Annotated in this window: 12 protein-coding genes; 10 read left to right on the forward strand and 2 right to left on the reverse strand. The window is 47.4% G+C overall.

What is annotated here, in order from left to right:
- Positions 1–222 precede the first annotated feature (222 nt).
- Together BUB85_RS12875 and BUB85_RS12880 are read left to right on the forward strand one after the other, a co-directional pair.
- Positions 223–1,053, forward strand: coding sequence for a competence type IV pilus major pilin ComGC (locus BUB85_RS12875; protein WP_159434644.1), 831 nt, complete (start codon positions 223–225; stop codon positions 1,051–1,053).
- 45 nt (positions 1,054–1,098) lie between these two features.
- Positions 1,099–3,204, forward strand: coding sequence for a SulP family inorganic anion transporter (locus BUB85_RS12880; RefSeq protein ID WP_073111135.1), 2,106 nt, complete (start codon positions 1,099–1,101; stop codon positions 3,202–3,204).
- 753 nt (positions 3,205–3,957) lie between these two features.
- Here the strand turns inward: BUB85_RS12880 and BUB85_RS12885 are convergent.
- Positions 3,958–5,370 (reverse strand): alanine/glycine:cation symporter family protein, encoded by a 1,413-nt coding sequence (locus BUB85_RS12885; RefSeq protein ID WP_073111137.1) that lies wholly within the window; start codon positions 5,368–5,370, stop codon positions 3,958–3,960.
- Between the two features lie 836 nt (positions 5,371–6,206).
- Between BUB85_RS12885 and BUB85_RS12890 the strand changes: the two genes are divergently transcribed.
- From BUB85_RS12890 to BUB85_RS12925, 8 genes are all read left to right on the forward strand, one after another.
- Positions 6,207–7,196: a helix-turn-helix transcriptional regulator gene (locus tag BUB85_RS12890; RefSeq protein ID WP_073111139.1), complete on the forward strand. Its 990-nt coding sequence runs from the start codon at positions 6,207–6,209 to the stop codon at positions 7,194–7,196.
- A 21-nt stretch (positions 7,197–7,217) separates the two neighbouring features.
- Positions 7,218–8,042: an ABC-2 transporter permease gene (locus BUB85_RS12895; RefSeq protein ID WP_073111141.1), complete on the forward strand. Its 825-nt coding sequence runs from the start codon at positions 7,218–7,220 to the stop codon at positions 8,040–8,042.
- A gap of 73 nt (positions 8,043–8,115) precedes the next feature.
- Positions 8,116–8,304 carry a hypothetical protein gene (locus BUB85_RS12900; RefSeq protein ID WP_073111144.1) on the forward strand — a complete coding sequence of 63 codons (189 nt, stop codon included), beginning with the start codon at positions 8,116–8,118 and terminating at the stop codon, positions 8,302–8,304.
- A 120-nt stretch (positions 8,305–8,424) separates the two neighbouring features.
- Positions 8,425–9,240, forward strand: coding sequence for a PHP-associated domain-containing protein (locus BUB85_RS12905; protein ID WP_073111147.1), 816 nt, complete (start codon positions 8,425–8,427; stop codon positions 9,238–9,240).
- A gap of 16 nt (positions 9,241–9,256) precedes the next feature.
- Complete coding sequence (locus BUB85_RS12910) at positions 9,257–10,624, forward strand: aldehyde dehydrogenase (protein WP_073111150.1); 1,368 nt, start codon at positions 9,257–9,259, stop codon at positions 10,622–10,624.
- A gap of 224 nt (positions 10,625–10,848) precedes the next feature.
- Positions 10,849–12,330, forward strand: a complete 1,482-nt coding sequence (malQ, locus tag BUB85_RS12915; RefSeq protein WP_073111153.1) for a 4-alpha-glucanotransferase — start codon at positions 10,849–10,851, stop codon at positions 12,328–12,330.
- 17 nt (positions 12,331–12,347) lie between these two features.
- Positions 12,348–13,172 carry a putative ABC transporter permease gene (locus BUB85_RS12920; RefSeq protein WP_073111158.1) on the forward strand — a complete coding sequence of 275 codons (825 nt, stop codon included), beginning with the start codon at positions 12,348–12,350 and terminating at the stop codon, positions 13,170–13,172.
- 373 nt (positions 13,173–13,545) lie between these two features.
- On the forward strand, positions 13,546–15,660 hold the full coding sequence (locus BUB85_RS12925; RefSeq protein ID WP_073111156.1) for a SpaA isopeptide-forming pilin-related protein: 2,115 nt from the start codon (positions 13,546–13,548) through the stop codon (positions 15,658–15,660).
- Positions 15,661–15,675: 15 nt separating this feature from the next.
- On the opposite strand, the gene BUB85_RS12930 is transcribed toward BUB85_RS12925, so the two are convergent.
- Positions 15,676–15,972 (reverse strand): IS66 family transposase (locus tag BUB85_RS12930; RefSeq protein ID WP_143160718.1); only part of this gene is annotated, 297 nt, incomplete at its 5' end.

Here is a 15,972-nt window from a genome sequence, read left to right on the forward strand (position 1 = left end):
GAAACTGAAGCACAGAGTAGAATAGAATGAATGAAGACAAGATCCATGGCGGACGAAATCTGCTGTGGATCTTGTCTTTTTGAGCATTCACTTTGCTGTTTCTATCATTTTTCATTCCAAAAGTTACATTTGATGTGACAGACAGCACCCGTAAGTGTTAAAATATGGATATGATAAACGGGAGTGAGATGGGGACAGGTTTGTTGAAGGAGCAGGATGAATATGAAACAGAGAGAAAAAAATCAGGGCTTTACGTTGGCAGAGCTTTTGATCGTGATTGCAATTATCGCGGTTCTGGTGGCGGTATCGATCCCGCTGTTTACGAACCGTTTGAAGAAAGCGCGAGAAGCGACATGTGCGGCAAACTGTAAGACTTTGCAGCGGCATATAGTTGCGGAGCTGCTGGATGAAAAAGATGCGGGGGAAACACCGGAGACATTGCTGCCTGTGATGATTGAAAAAGATGATGCGAAGTGTCCGAGCGAAGGCGTTTTTTCTATTTCACCCAGCGGTGCGACACTGGAGACGGGATTTAAAGTGGTGTGCTCAAAACATGGCAGTGTGCCTTCCTTTGGCGATGCGACGCAGAGAGAGAAGATATTACAGATATTAAGTGAGGCAAAGAATGGAGATAAGTTAGTATCCAGAGTCGATTCAGGAGCAGCAGAACTTCCGAGTGCAGCAAAGGAGGCCGTTGCGACTTTGAAGAAGGCCGGATTTGATTTTGAAAAAATGGGGGCAAAATCCTGGAGCTATGTTCGGGGGAAATCAGAGGGAGAAGCATTTCTTTACTGGTCAACAGAGGACATCTCAGATCGTGAACCGGGCACAACGGTACCGGTCATGCGTTATAATCAGAAAACAGGGACTTATACGGTATGGATCGCGACGGTGACGAAGAAAACGGAGGATACGGTTGGAACGTATAATGTGTATGATTCTTATGCAGGATACGGTGAAAGCATAAATCAATCTAAGGACAAGCAGACCTACGAGAATATGCTGCAGTTCTATGAGAAGGCATTAAAAGAACAGGCATCAAAAGAACAGTAGTGAAAACGTGCGGATCAGAGTCACAGATGAGGCAGCAGGCAGAGTATGAAAATCAGACTTTTCCCAACATTAAAAAATTATGATAAAAAGAATCTCCCGTCAGATATTCTGGCGGGAGTGATTGTGGCGGCAATCTCCATCCCCATTTCCATGGGATATGCGCAGATTGCAGGGCTGCCGGCAGTATATGGGCTGTATGGCTCTTTGCTGCCTATTTTTGTATTTGCTGTATTTTCCACATCACCGCAGATGATATTCGGCGTGGATGCGGCTCCGGCGGCTATTCTCGGTGGCGTGGTGGCTGCGGCGGGAGTGACGGCGGGCTCAGCGGAGGCGGTGCACCTGGTTCCGGTGATCACATTTTTTACCGCAGTCTGGCTGTTTTTGTTCTCCGCTTTCAAAGCGGGCCGGCTGGTCAAGTACATATCTGCACCGGTCATGGGCGGTTTTATCAGTGGAATTGGTGTGACGATTATTCTGATGCAGCTGCCGAAGCTTTATGGCGGACGTGCGGGCACAGGAGAACTGGTGGAGCTTGTGGAGAACATCGGGGAGACGGTCGGGAATGCGAATTTACTCTCGTTGGCACTTGGGGTCGGCACGCTGGCAATCATTCTGTTTACGAAGCGGATCAATCCGAAGATTCCCATGGCGGTTGTCATGATGGCGGTGGGCGCGGGAATGCAGTTGGTGTTTCATCTGGACGAGAAAGGTGTGGCACTGCTCCCGGCTGTGGAGCGCGGACTGCCACATTTGGCAGTGCCGGAGACCTCTGCCCTCGGTGTGACGGAGGGGCTGGGGATGAGCCTTGCGGTGGCGATCGTGATTCTGGCAGAAACGCTGCTGTCTTCCAATAATTTTGCTATGAAAAATGACTATAAACTGAAAGATAATCAGGAGATCTTCACCTATGCAGTGGCAAATGCTGCCGGTGCATTTACGGGGTGCTGCGTTACCAGCGGAAGTGTATCGCGGACGGTGATGGCGGAGCAGTACGGGGCGAAGACCCAGCTGATGTCGATCGTGGCGAGTGTTGCAATGGGGCTGCTTTTGCTGTTCGGAACGGGATTTATCGGGTATCTGCCGGTGCCGGTCCTGACGGCAATCGTTATCTCGGCACTGATCAGTGTGGTGGAGGCAGATCTGGCGGTCCGGCTGTTCCGGGAGGACCAGGGGGAATTTAAGATATTTATGGGAGCATTTCTGGGGGTCCTGGTTCTGGGAACTATTTACGGCGTTATGCTTGGCGTCGTGCTCTCGTTTATCACGCTGCTCGGAAAGGCAATCAATCCGCCGAAGGAATTTCTGGGGACAATCCCGGGACATACGCGTTTTTACAGTCTGCGGAGAAACCGCAATGCAAGGCCGATTCGGGGCGTGGTCATCTACCGGTTCAGCGGGAATCTGTTTTTTGCCAATGTGGACGGCTTTCAGAATGACATCGAGCGCAGCATCCGGGAGGACACGAAGGTGGTGATCGTGGATGCCAGCGGCATGACCAGCATTGACATCACAGCGGCAGACCGGCTGAAGCTGTTGAATGAGAAGATGAAAAAGCAGAGAATCCGTTTTTATATCACGGAGCACATCGGGGAGATCAACGATCAGTTCCGGAAGATGGGATGCGGTCATCTGGTGGAGGATGGTGTGGCGAGGCGGACGATTTCGCTGGCTCTGGCGGATGCCGGATATATCAGGCCGTATCCGACCGAGGGAGAGACGCAGGCACAGGCGCAGCAGAGCGGCAGGCAGGTGCGGGATAATTTTGTGATCAATGAATTTGAGTGGGCATTCGGAAAGGACGCCGGAGATGAGCTGGAAAAACATGTGCAGGAGATCCTGAAACATGCACAGCCGACGGATAACCGGGAGGAGACGCTGGATGCGCTTTTGCATGAGAGCAGCAGCTGGCATGCGATGGGCAGCATTGAGGAGGATGATCTGCTGCAACGTCTGGAACAGCATTTGCCGGAACTGGCACACAGACTGGGCTGGCGGGAGCAGGATGTGGATTCGCGGATACTGATGCGCAGGCACCAGATCGAGGAACGTCTGGAGCGGGATAATCCGGAACTGTACGGCAGACTGCGGGAGCACCGAAAGCAGATGCACAGAGGCGATGACGGGGAGCAGAAGAAAGAGATGGAATAAAATGAGCCTTTGCTGGTCCGGAGGGAGCTCTTGCGGGGCAGGAAAGAGCAGCTGCCGGGAATAAGAGGAAAAGCAGAGAACCGGATTGTGAATGTCCGTTTTACTGAAAATAAGTGAAGATATAAATACGGATAAATGCAGATGAATACAGATAAATGCAGATGAATGCGGATAGATGCAGATAAATTCGGATGAGTACGAATAAATAAGGGTAAAATGCGAATGACTGATTAAATTGACAGATAAATTATGTGTGAAATGAGAAAACTATAAAAATAGTGTTTACAAATCAAAAGAAGTGTGATAATATAAATACAACAAAAGAAGAAAAGGAATAAAAAACAAGAAAAAAGAATCATGAGTAAAACACTTGTGAGGAGAATAAAATAAAGAAAGAGAGGTACAGTCCACCAAAATATTAAACGTAATTTAAAAAATCCTACAATGCAAAGTAGGTAAAACTAAAAAACCTAATTTAATGAATCTGAAAGATGATGAAAAATCCACGGATTATGCAATCCACAGAAGAAAAGATAAGGATTTCAAAAACAAATCACAAAGAACAGGTTCGAGAAAGAGGTCAAAAGTATGATAGAGATATCACAGTAAGATGGGTGTTGATCGTAGTATAAGGTTGATGCCCATCTTTCAGTTTGTGTATAAATAACAGTGCTGCGGTCTAAACGTCCGCAGGCAATGAATACTCCCCGCTGCTGGTGCTCTTCACGCCGGCAGTGGGGAGGGAGATGTCTGTTATTTGGATCTTGCAGTTTTAGAAGCAGTAATTTCTTTTTGAAATTCCTGTACGTCCTTTGCCACAGTGCTGCTCAGTGCCAGCATGCAGATCAGATTCGGGATGGCCATCAGCGCATTTGCAATATCGGAAAAATTCCAAACAATATCCAGTGCGGTGGTAGCGCCTATGTATACGATCAGTGAGAAGACAATGCGGTAGACCATGTTATATTTGTGTGTTTGAAACAGGTACTCGAAGGCCTTTTCGCCGTGGTATTCCCAGCCAAGAATTGTGGAGAATGCAAACAGTGTGATTCCGATGGAAACCAGCCATCCGCCTGCACCGCCGAGCACCGTGGAAAAGGCAGCGATGGTGAGGGTCGAACCGGTCATCAGTTCTCCGGTTACAGGATCCACGGTTCCAAGGACGCCGGAGCTTGCGATACACAGACCGGTAATGGTACAGACAACGATGGTATCCCAGAACGTACCGGTCATGTTGATGTAGCCCTGACGAACCGGATTATCCGTGGTTGCGGCAGCGGCGGTGATGGCAGCAGAACCCATACCTGCTTCGTTGGAGAAGACACCGCGTGCAACACCAAAACGCATGGCATTCATCATGGCGGCGGTGATGCTGCCGCACAGACCGCCGCCGACAGCTTTGACGCTGAAAGCCATTTTAAAAATCATGGCAAGGCCGGAAGGTACATTTTCAATGTTGCCGATGATGACGATCAGACCTGCGATTACATAAAAGACGGCCATGAACGGTACTACGACAGAAGAAACCCTGGAGATGTACTGAATACCGCCGACAATGATGATCAGTGCGAGTACGGTAAGAACTACGCCGGTAATTGGTGTTGCAATTCCGAAAGTCGTATCCAGCGCGCTGGAAATGGAGTTCGCCTGTGTCAGGTTACCAATTCCGAAGGAGGCGATGACTGCGAACAGTGCGAAGATCCATCCCATGGCAGCGCCGAAGGTCTTATTCTTAAATGCTTTCTTCATCGTGTACATGGGACCGCCGGACATTTCCCCTTTTTCATTGACTTCGCGGTATTTGATAGCCAGCATGCACTCTGTGAACTTGGAGGAGAGACCGAACAGGGCGGAGATCCACATCCACACCAGGGCACCGGGACCGCCGGACACCATGGCGGTGGCGACACCTACGATGTTGCCTGTTCCGATGGTCGCCGCAAGCGCAGTTGTCAGTGCAGAGAAAGGAGAAATATCTCCCTCGCCCCGCTTGGTGGTACGCGCCTCTTTGCTGAGCGTGCTCCTCAAGGCGTAACCTAAGTTCCGCCAGGGCAGAAATTTCATTCTTATTGTTAAAAAGATTCCGGTACCGACTAAAAGAACCAGCATGACTGGTCCCCAGACGATACTATCAATGGTGGACAGGATGTTTGAAAAAGTTTTCATAAATATTGCTCCCTTCATTCTCATAGTAATCTTATTGAAATATATAAAAAAAGAGAACATAAATGTCTTGGCGACACCGATGTCCTCGTTTCTTCATATTGTACTATAATATTTTGAAAATGCAAGAAAAATGTTAAATTTTTGAAAAGTTTTTTTGCGTTTTGAAAATACGCTATTGAAGCATAAAAAAGAAAAGCAGAAAATTGCAAGTGAATGAAAACAGAGAAAGCAGCTTGCCGTATTGACGAAAGAATAAGATTAAATGGAGATTAAGAATTGAATTGACAGAAAATTAATATAAAAATACATAAAAGAAAGATAAAAGTATTGACATCCTATGAATTAAATGCTAATATGAATTCAAGAAATAAAACAGAAGAAAAGAAAAAAAGAAACAAAAATCTTAAGAAATTTATCCGACGAGAAAAGATAATTCTTAAGAAATTTATGAAAGGAAGGTACAGACCACCAGAAATATTCTAAAACCGTAAGGTTAGCAAACAAAAAAATTGAAGTGAGGTATAATCCATTGGAGACATCGAATTAGAAAGTGGACATTAATTGAAAGATACGATTAATGTTCACTTTCATTTTGCGTTTTGTACAAAAATGTGCAAAAGTGCAATTGGGGACGTAGCAAAGTTGCAACTTTGCTACGTCCCCAATTGCACTTTTGACCTGTCCCTAAATGACTTATGGTGCGGGCTTCTGAATTTTCTGATTTGGGTGTTGTGTAAGTGAAGTTATCTGTGATAAAATATATAAGATAAATGAAGCTGTCTGGGGGCATATGGTTTCATTTGCAAGGGGATTAGCTGAGAAGGGGAGATTATCAGATGCCAAAATCTTACAATCAGAAGATTAAGATCTTGTATCTTATGAAGATGTTCTCTGAGGAGACGGACGAGAAGCATTCGCTCACCAGGAATGACCTGGAGGAGCGGCTGGCTGAGTATGGTGTGAGTACAGAACGCAAGAGTCTGTACAACGACATTGATACGCTGAAGTTATTCGGAATGGACATTGAATATCGCAAGGAACGGCCTGCGGGTTATTATCTGGCAAGTCATGATTTTGAATTGCCGGAGTTAAAGCTTCTGGTGGATGCCGTTCAGTCTTCCAAGTTTATCACAGAGAGAAAATCCAGCAGTCTCATCAAGAAAATTGAATCGCTCACCAGCCGTTACGAGGCGAGGCAGCTGCAGCGTCAGGTCTATGTGTCCAACCGGATTAAGACCATGAACGAGAGCATTTATTATAATGTGGACAAGCTGCACACGGCAATTGCTTCAAATTGGCAGATTCGTTTTCAATATACACAGTGGACCATTGAAAAGGAATTAAAACCAAGGCGCGGAGGCGGAATGTATCAGGTGAGTCCCTGGGCATTGACCTGGGACGATGAGAATTATTATCTGATTGCATACGATGAGAATGTGGGAATCCTCAAGCACTTCCGGGTGGATAAGATGCTGGAGATATCGATCTTAGACCTGCCGAGGGAAGGACAGGAAGAATTTGGCAGATGTGATCTGGCCTACTATACAAAGAAGACATTCGGGATGTTCGCAGGGGAAGAACAGACGGTGCGGATCCGGTTTCGCAACTCGCTGATCGGCGTTATCATAGACCGGTTCGGCAAGGAAGTGACCGTTCGTGAGGACGGGCCGGAACACTTTATTGCACGGGTGAACATTGCTGTCAGTGATCAGTTTTTTGGATGGCTGACCGGTCTGGGGGACGGGGCTGAGATTTTGTCGCCGGAGGAAGTGAGACAGGAGTATAAGGGTCTGTTGAAAGAGATTTCACAAAAGTACATGGATTAATAAGGAAAGAGGAGAATACGTATGAATACGAATATGAATATGGACCAGTTAAATAATCTGCTGGGGGTCAGACTAAACCTGACGGCAGAGCAGCAGAAATTGATTACAGAGGCTGGAATGGGGATCACAGTTGCCATACTGGTGGTGGCATTATTAAATTGTTTCTTTGGACTGAAGCTGATTCGCATCTGGTCTGCACTGATTGGTTTTTTGATCGGATTCTGTGCCGGTGCAGCAATTTCATCTCAGTTTGTGTCCTCTTCGGTGACCGTGCTTGCAATCGGAGGCGTTGCTGGAGTGATCATGGCGATTCTGGGCTTCTGGCTGTTTCGCGTGGGTGTGTTCATTATATCCTGGCTGCTTGGTGCGGCGATCGTGTTTTCATTTTTCCCGTCTGCGGACATGGTGATGTTATTGGTTGGCGCTGCAGTTGGTCTGGTTCTGGCTGTGCTTTCGATTAAATTTCTCGAACCAATCATAATTTTCCTGACCGGCATACATGGAGGACTTACTGCGGCTGGATATATTGTGGCGCTGATTTCGATTCCGTGGTCTTTTGCAGAGTATGCAATCGGAGCGGTTCTGGCGATTCTTGGAATCGTGGTGCAGTTTATCATGGAATCACACCGCAAGGTAAAACAGCATGTGGCGAAGGCGAACAAGGTCCGGGAAGAAATCTCCACGGAGAATGAAGTGGACAGAGCAAGAAGCCTTCTGGACGATGTGGACAGAGTGGAGGCGGATAAGGATGCTGACGATTACTACGATGAGGACGATGACGATGAGGTCAGCAGAAAAGTGGAAGAGGATGAAGACGACGATGATGACATCCAGTATATAGATTAAAGATAGGCTGAGTCCGTTTTATAGTGCACCGCTCCTGGTATGATAAATTCATACGAAAGAGAGGTGCATTTTTATGTGTATTAAAAAGTCAGTTATTTCAGGGATTGTGATTGCGGCAGGAGTCTTTATTTTGTTGGCGGCGGTTGTGTTATACAGCTTTTCGGAAATGAATATTCCGGCGGTAGCGTATATGATTGCATGGATCATTTGTATTTTGGGAGTGAAGGTAATTCTTGCCAGAATCGAAACAAATTATGAATAAGATTGCGGGAATCCGCTTCAGGTTGTATAATCTACCTAGAGGATATTACAATTAGCGTGCCGCGCTGAAAAAGGATTCGCCTGGCGGGCACCAGATTATTTCTGGAAAGGAGGCTTACTTATGAAGCTAGATATGCATTGTCATGTAAGGGAAGGCTCAGTGGACAGCAGGGTAAGCTTGGACGAATATATTACTATACTGAAGCAGCATGGATTTCAGGGAATGGTGATCACGGACCATGATACGTATAACGGATATCGTTATTGGAAGAAGAACATGAAGGGAAAGAAACATACAGATTTTGTGGTGCTCAAGGGTATCGAGTACGACACCCGTGACGCGGGACACATTCTTGTAATCATGCCGGAGGGTGTGAAGATGCGGCTCCTGGAGATGAAAGGTCTGCCGTTGTCTGTTTTGATTGACTTGGTTCATCGCAATGGCGGAGTGCTGGGACCGGCGCATCCGTGCGGAGAGAAATACATGAGTTTCACCAACGCGGAGCGCTACAACAAAAATCCGGATATTATGGCCAGATTTGATTTTGTGGAGGGGTTTAATGCCTGCGAGTCAGAGAAATCAAATGCAGGTGCGCGTGCTCTTGCGGAAAAATACGGTAAGATCTGTGTCGGCGGAAGTGATGCGCACAAGCCGAACTGTGTGAGCAAGGCTTATACGGTTCTGCCGGAGCCGGTTTCGTGTGAGACGGAGCTGATCGCCATGATTCACAAGGGAACCGTTTTTGAGGTGGGCGGCAGCCTGTATAATAAGACGACGAAGGATCGGATCGGCAAGATCAACAAGATTCTTGTGTATTCGTTCTGGTTTTATAATAAGGGCGGTGGCTTATTAAAGCATTACAGCAGGAAGAAGAAGATGGGGGTCGAGAATCCGTTCGATCCGATTGACCCGATTGAATTGTATCTCGAAGGGTAAGAAGAGAGGAACGTGTATGACTGACTACAAACAGATGATACTGAATCAGCGCAGATTTTTTGCAAAGGGAACCACGAAGAATCTGGAGTTTCGGATGGAGCAGCTTCAGAAACTGCAGCGCTGGATTAATGAACACGATGATGAGATATTGAATGTACTGAAACAGGATTTGAATAAGGCCCCGGTGGAGGGATATGCGACAGAAGTCGGTATTGTGAAGGAAGAACTGCGGTATGCGATAAAGCATCTGAGAAGCTGGGGAAAAGTAAAACGTGTCCACACACCGATTACGCAGTTTCCGTCCCGATCCTTTATTTATCCGGAGCCCTACGGAACGGTTCTGATTATGTCTCCGTGGAATTACCCGTTCCAGCTGACTGTTGCACCTCTCATTGCCGCACTTTGTGCAGGAAATTGCGCGGTTTTGAAACCGTCGGCGTACTCGGTGGCAACCAGTGCCCTGATGCACCGGATGGTGGATGAGCTGTTCGATCCGGCTTATGTCGCGGTCGTGGAAGGCGGACGTGCGGAGAATGAGGGACTGTTAAATGAGCGGTTCGACTATATTTTCTTCACCGGCGGGGTGGAGGTCGGAAAACTGGTGATGGAGAAAGCGGCAAAGTATGTGACGCCGGTTAGTCTGGAGCTGGGGGGTAAGAGTCCCTGCATCGTGGACGAGACGGCGAATATCAACATGGCGGCGAAGCGCATCGTGTGGGGGAAATTCCTGAATGCGGGACAGACCTGCGTTGCGCCGGATTATGTGCTGGTTCACCGAAGCGTGAAGGACAAACTGATTCGGCAGATGATGAAGCAGGTCACAAAGATGTATGGCAAGGAGCCGTGCCGGAACCCGGATTACCCGAAGATTATCAACGAGAGGCATCTTACGAGACTGAAGGGACTTTTGGATGAGGGGAAGATCGCGACCGGAGGTACGGTAAATGATCTGACCAGACAGATGGCACCGACGATTCTGGATGGCGTTACATGGGGCGATAACGTGATGAGCGAGGAGATATTCGGACCGATTCTTCCGGTGCTCGTCTATGATTCCATGGTGGAAGTCGTACAGGATATCAATGCGAGACCGAAGCCATTGGCACTGTATCTGTTTACAAAGTCGGCCAGCAATGAGGCATATGTGATGAAACACATTTCTTATGGCGGCGGCTGCATCAACGACACGATCTGTCATCTTGCAACTTCGGAGATGCCGTTTGGCGGTGTTGGCACCAGCGGAATGGGAAGTTATCATGGCAAGGCCGGGTTTGATACATTTACACATTATAAGAGCATGATGAAGAAGTCGACAAAGGTGGATCTGCCGTTTCGGTATCCGCCATACAAGAACCAGCTGGATCTGCTGAAAAAGATACAGTAGAGAATAGAAGACTTTTATTCTCCGGTATCATAGAATAAAAGTGCAAGAGCAAATGTGATAACAAAAAATGATAGCAAGAACATAAGAGCAAGAAGAACATAAGAGCAAGAGCATAAGAGCAAGAGCATAAGAGCAAGAATGTAAGAACAAGAACATAAGAGCAGAACTATAAGAACAGAAAAGTATAAAGCATAAAAATAGAAAAGGAATTTGGGAAAAGCATTATGACTAGAGAAAGTGGAGTTTTACTGCCGGTTTCATCACTGCCTTCACGGTATGGAATCGGCTGTTTTTCGCGTGAAGCATATGAGTTTGTGGATCAGCTGAAAGCGGCAGGGCAGAAGAAATGGCAGATTTTGCCGCTGGGACCGACCAGCTATGGTGATTCACCGTATCAATCGTTTTCGACATTTGCGGGGAATCCTTATTATATCGATTTGGAGAAGCTGATCAACGGGGGGCTGTTGACACGCGAGGAGTGCGATGCTGTTGATTTTGGAGACGATCCGCAATATGTGGACTATGAGAAGATGTATTTCGGCAGATTCAAACTTTTGCGCAAAGCGTTTCATCGTTTTCAGAGCAAGGGACATGAGGAGTACGCGGCGTTTGTCAGCAAGAATGGATTCTGGCTGGAGGATTATTGCCTGTATATGGTGCTGAAGGACAAAAATGGAGGCGTGAGCTGGACCGAGTGGGATGAGGTCTATCGGGACCGTCATCCGGGACCGCTTCAGGAGATTCGGGAAGAGCTGGAGGAGGAAGTGCTTTTCTATCGCTTTCAGCAGTATCTGTTTTGGCGGCAGTGGCGGGATCTTCATGAATATGCCAATGCCAAAGGTATTCAGATTGTTGGAGATATACCGATTTACGTCGCATTTGACAGTGCGGATACATGGGCGAGGCCGCAGATGTTCCAGTTTACGGAGGCAAATGAACCGGCGGCAGTGGCGGGATGCCCACCGGACGGATTCAGCGCGACAGGGCAGTTGTGGGGCAACCCTCTCTATCGCTGGGAGTATCACCGGGAGACCGGGTATGCCTGGTGGCTGCAGCGGATTGAGTACTGCATGCAGATGTATGATATTGTGAGGATTGATCATTTCCGGGGATTCGATGAATACTATTCGATCCCTTATGGTGATAAATCAGCAGAGTTCGGTCATTGGGAAAAGGGACCTGGAATCGAGTTGTTCACTCTGATCAAAGAACGTCTGGGTGAGGTGAACGTGATTGCCGAGGATCTGGGCTATCTCACGGACACGGTGCGTGAGCTGGTGCGTAAAACCGGATATCCGGGGATGAAAGTGCTGGAGTTTGCTTTTGACTCCGATCACACCAACGATTATCTGCCGCACAACTACGGACACAACAGCGTGGTTTACACGGGAACCCACGATAACGACACGGTACGGGGATGGTATTCTACGCTGAATAAGTATGCGAAGGGTTACTGCAATAAGTATATTGGCGGCAGCGAGGACAAAGATGAGACCATTCACTGGGATCTGATTCGTATGGCGATGGCCAGTACGGCGGACCTCTGTATCGTTCCGATACAGGATTATCTGGGGCTCGGAAAAGAAGCGCGTTTTAATTTCCCATCGACGATTGGGGACAACTGGAAATGGAGACTGCTTCCGGGGCAGATTACGACGAAACTGTTGGGACAGATGTGCGAGATAACCGGAATTTACGGGAGATAGAAAGCAAAGGTATGATTATGACATTTTATGACATTTTACTGTATTTTTTCATATATGGCTTTTTTGGCTGGTGTTGCGAGGTGGGATACGCGGCGGTTAAGTCCGGGAAGTTTGTGAACAGAGGCTTTTTAAATGGGCCGATCTGCCCGATTTATGGAGTGGGCGTGACCATGGTTGTGTTTTTCCTGACCCCGTGGAGAGATAATCTGATCCTGCTGTATCTGACGTCAGTGGTGCTGGTCACAGTGCTGGAAGGAGTGACCGGTTATGCGATGGATAAGATTTTCCACAATAAATGGTGGGATTATTCGGGACAGCCACTGAACATTGGCGGATACGTGTGCCTTCTGTTCTCACTGGTGTGGGGCGTTGCCTGTGTGGTGATCGTTGATTTTGTTCATCCACTGTTTTCAAAAGTGCTGTCTTATCTTCCGTTTGCGGTCGGCGTGATTCTGATTGTGGTGCTGGTGGCATTGCTGGTTGTGGATCTGTATGTGACGTCCGCAAGTATTGTGAAGATGAACAAACATCTGGAATCTATGGAAAAGATCGCGAAAGAGCTGCACGAGATTTCCGACCAGATCGGGGAGGAGATATTCACCCGTGTGACTGCGACTATGGAGAAGCAGGAGGATATTTCCGAGGAAATGCAGGGGCATATTGCAGAACTGAAAGAAAAATATCAGGAGCTTTCCAGCCGGGGATCCCGCGTGTCCAGACGTCTGGTGCGGGCGTTCCCTAAGATGAAACCGAGGGAGCATTCTGAGCAGTTTGAAAAATGGAGAGAGAGACTTCAGAAGCTGCAGGATATGAAAGCGAATATGAAAAAAGAGAGAGAATAACCGAAAAGCATTAGAATAAGCGTCAGAATAAATTGACGGAGAAACAGAATCCATGATATGGGGTTCTGTTTTTTTGATTCTGTTTTTTGTTAAAGTATATTGACAAAAAATCAGAGGAGGAGTATTATCTACTTACTCGTCTAAGAAAGATCTATTATTCAATGGGAATTTCATCCCAATTATCCAAAACGAGGAAAAAGTACTACTGAAGTAAAAAAATGCATGGAAGGGGGCGTTCTGTTTGTGTATGAATAGTTTGTCATAAAAAATTGGAATGTTAATCAGAGAATTGGAGCATTTTTCTATGTAAAATGTTCAGAAAAGAGCGCGTAAACGGATCTGAAATGTCCGTTTTACAAAAAAGGAGAAAATTATGAAAAAGAACAACAGACTTTGGACGAGAGTGTGTGCTCTTGTGCTATGTATTTTGTGTGCTGCGACCATGGGTATGAGCGGTGCAGGGCAGACTTTTGCCTCGGATAGAGGAGAATTGAAGGCTGGTATTGATGAGAAACGGATGGCTGCAGGAGACCGGAAGACAGCGGGCGCAAAATCAGATGCCGGAGAAGACCGGAAGACAGCGGATGCGAAACCAGATGCCGAAGAAGAGCAGATGGCAGCGGGCGTAAAACCGGATGCCGGAGAAGACCGGGAGACAGCAGATGTGAAACCAGATGGCGGAGGAGACCGGGAGGTGGCAGGTGAAAAATCGGATATCATGAAAAACCAGAATGCACAAGAAAACCCGGCGACAGCAGACCCGGAAGAAAATGCAGATGGGGATACGACAGCAGAGGCGGAGAACGAAAATATACCGGAGAAAACCGGGGACAGGGAGATTCTGGTGGGAGAGAACGGTCAGGCAGGTGAAGGAATCAGCACAGCATCGTCAGGAACCCCGCTGGCAGATTTTCTGGGAATGGATCCGGAGATTTATCTGAACTGGCTGGAGAGCCATGCCAATGACGATTATTATTTGACAACACCGTACAGAGGATATGACTGGCGCTCCCCGAACGGAGATATTAACAGCTTTGGCGCTGCGTCGGACGGTGTGAGTGCGGGGATGAACTGCACCGGATTCGTGTGGCATGCGCTGTACAAAGCGACGGTCGCCAGCGGCGGTGACACTTCAAATATTCCAGCAATGCCGCCGGCAATCGACTGGCCGACATTGTATGTGAATTATGGAATTGAACATCGTGTGTTTTCCACGAAAGAGGAGATGCTCACTTCGGGGTACTGTTCAAAAGGTGATATTATCTGGATGTGGGATGGAAGTGAAGCAAACCCATATGGAGACCACCATGTGGCGATATACTGGGGAGATGCGTCCAATCCGGATCTATGCTGGCATTCCATTGATGGAGCGTCGGACGGAAACGGACTCGCATATGACGGAAATATCATATCCCGGATTGTAGCCAAGGTTCCAGGGGCACAGTTTACGGTGGTGAAGACAGCCAATTTGCCGGGACATGCCAAAGTGGCGAAGCGGTCCACTGAGAATGAGATTACGGAGGAAAATTCCTGCTACAGTCTTGCGGGGGCAGTCTACACCGCATATTCAGATGAGGGCTGTACCAATCCTTTGGGAGAGCTGACAACGGATGAAAGTGGACAAAGCAATGAGCTGGAGGTTCCCATCGGAACCTGCTATGTGAAGGAAACGTGTGCACCGGCGGGATTTTTTCTGGATGAGACGGTGTATCCTCTGGAAGCGGTATCCACAGAGACCGCATATCTGAATGTGCAGGAGAAGCCGAATAGTTACCGGCCGCTGATTATAGGAGAAAAAATGGATGCGGCAGGTATTCAGTTCGAGGAGATCGGCCACGGAACACAGGGAGGGCTCAAAGACTTCTCGGGAACGGAATTTACGGTGAAGTATTATGACGGATATTACACAAAAGAGACGATCGAGAGTGCGGGAAAGCCAAAAAGAAGCTGGAAATTTAAGACAGACAGCAACGGATATGCCGGTTTTCAGAAGGAGAATTTGATATCCGGAGATGCCCTGTATATGATGGATGGTCATGCTGTCTTACCGCTGGGGACGGTGGTGATTACCGAGACGAAAGCACCGCTGGGATATCGGCTGAATCCGGAATTGTTTGTCAGCCAGATTACCGGAGGTCCCAAACCGGAGGATGTGACATTCGCACAGCCCACGATTCCGGATGAAGTATTTCGCGGCGGCGTATCAATTGAAAAGCAGGATGCGGAGATGGATAAAGCAGAAGCCCAGGGAGATGGAACACTCAAAGGCGCAGTCTTTGCGATCGTGAGCGAGAATAAGAAACCGGTGAATGTGGAGGGGAAAATTTATAAAAAAGGGGAGACGGTAAAGAAGATCATTACAGATGAAAACGGAATCGCCTCCACTGCGAAAAATCTTCTGCCATACGGAGCGTATGCGATCCAGGAGATTGATGCGCCGGAGGGATATTTAAATAAAGGAAAAAACATTTCTATAAAATTTTCGTAACTGTTCAGAACTCCATTAGTTAAAGATGATATCGGAATTCCCTAAAAGGGCTTCTCTGATTGCTGTAAAAGCATTTATTCCATGCTTATGAGCAGTCCCAATATAGCTCATGATTGTAAGATATTCCTGTGCGCCTTCCTCACTGAGAAAACATCCTGAGACCTTGGTTTTAACCTTAATCATGCGCAAATCACGTTCCGCAAGGTTATTATCAAACGGAACACAGAGATTCTTTATAAATAAGCAGACTGATGCCTTGTAATTCACAAGTCTGTCAATTAGATTTAGTACCTTGGTCTTTTTCTTTCGACC

This window comes from Hespellia stercorisuis DSM 15480, from assembly GCF_900142165.1.
GTDB classification, from domain to species: Bacteria; Bacillota; Clostridia; order Lachnospirales; family Lachnospiraceae; genus Hespellia; species Hespellia stercorisuis.

Excerpts from the sequence above, each read along its gene's own strand:
- BUB85_RS12875 (WP_159434644.1), top strand. The coding sequence starts at position 223 with ATGAAACAGAGAGAAAAAAATCAGGGCTTTACGTTGGCAGAGCTTTTG.
- BUB85_RS12880 (WP_073111135.1), top strand. The coding sequence starts at position 1,099 with ATGAAAATCAGACTTTTCCCAACATTAAAAAATTATGATAAAAAGAAT.
- BUB85_RS12885 (WP_073111137.1), bottom strand. The coding sequence starts at position 5,370 with ATGAAAACTTTTTCAAACATCCTGTCCACCATTGATAGTATCGTCTGG.
- BUB85_RS12890 (WP_073111139.1), top strand. The coding sequence starts at position 6,207 with ATGCCAAAATCTTACAATCAGAAGATTAAGATCTTGTATCTTATGAAG.
- BUB85_RS12895 (WP_073111141.1), top strand. The coding sequence starts at position 7,218 with ATGAATACGAATATGAATATGGACCAGTTAAATAATCTGCTGGGGGTC.
- BUB85_RS12900 (WP_073111144.1), top strand. The coding sequence starts at position 8,116 with ATGTGTATTAAAAAGTCAGTTATTTCAGGGATTGTGATTGCGGCAGGA.
- BUB85_RS12905 (WP_073111147.1), top strand. The coding sequence starts at position 8,425 with ATGAAGCTAGATATGCATTGTCATGTAAGGGAAGGCTCAGTGGACAGC.
- BUB85_RS12910 (WP_073111150.1), top strand. The coding sequence starts at position 9,257 with ATGACTGACTACAAACAGATGATACTGAATCAGCGCAGATTTTTTGCA.
- malQ (WP_073111153.1), top strand. The coding sequence starts at position 10,849 with ATGACTAGAGAAAGTGGAGTTTTACTGCCGGTTTCATCACTGCCTTCA.
- BUB85_RS12920 (WP_073111158.1), top strand. The coding sequence starts at position 12,348 with ATGACATTTTATGACATTTTACTGTATTTTTTCATATATGGCTTTTTT.
- BUB85_RS12925 (WP_073111156.1), top strand. The coding sequence starts at position 13,546 with ATGAAAAAGAACAACAGACTTTGGACGAGAGTGTGTGCTCTTGTGCTA.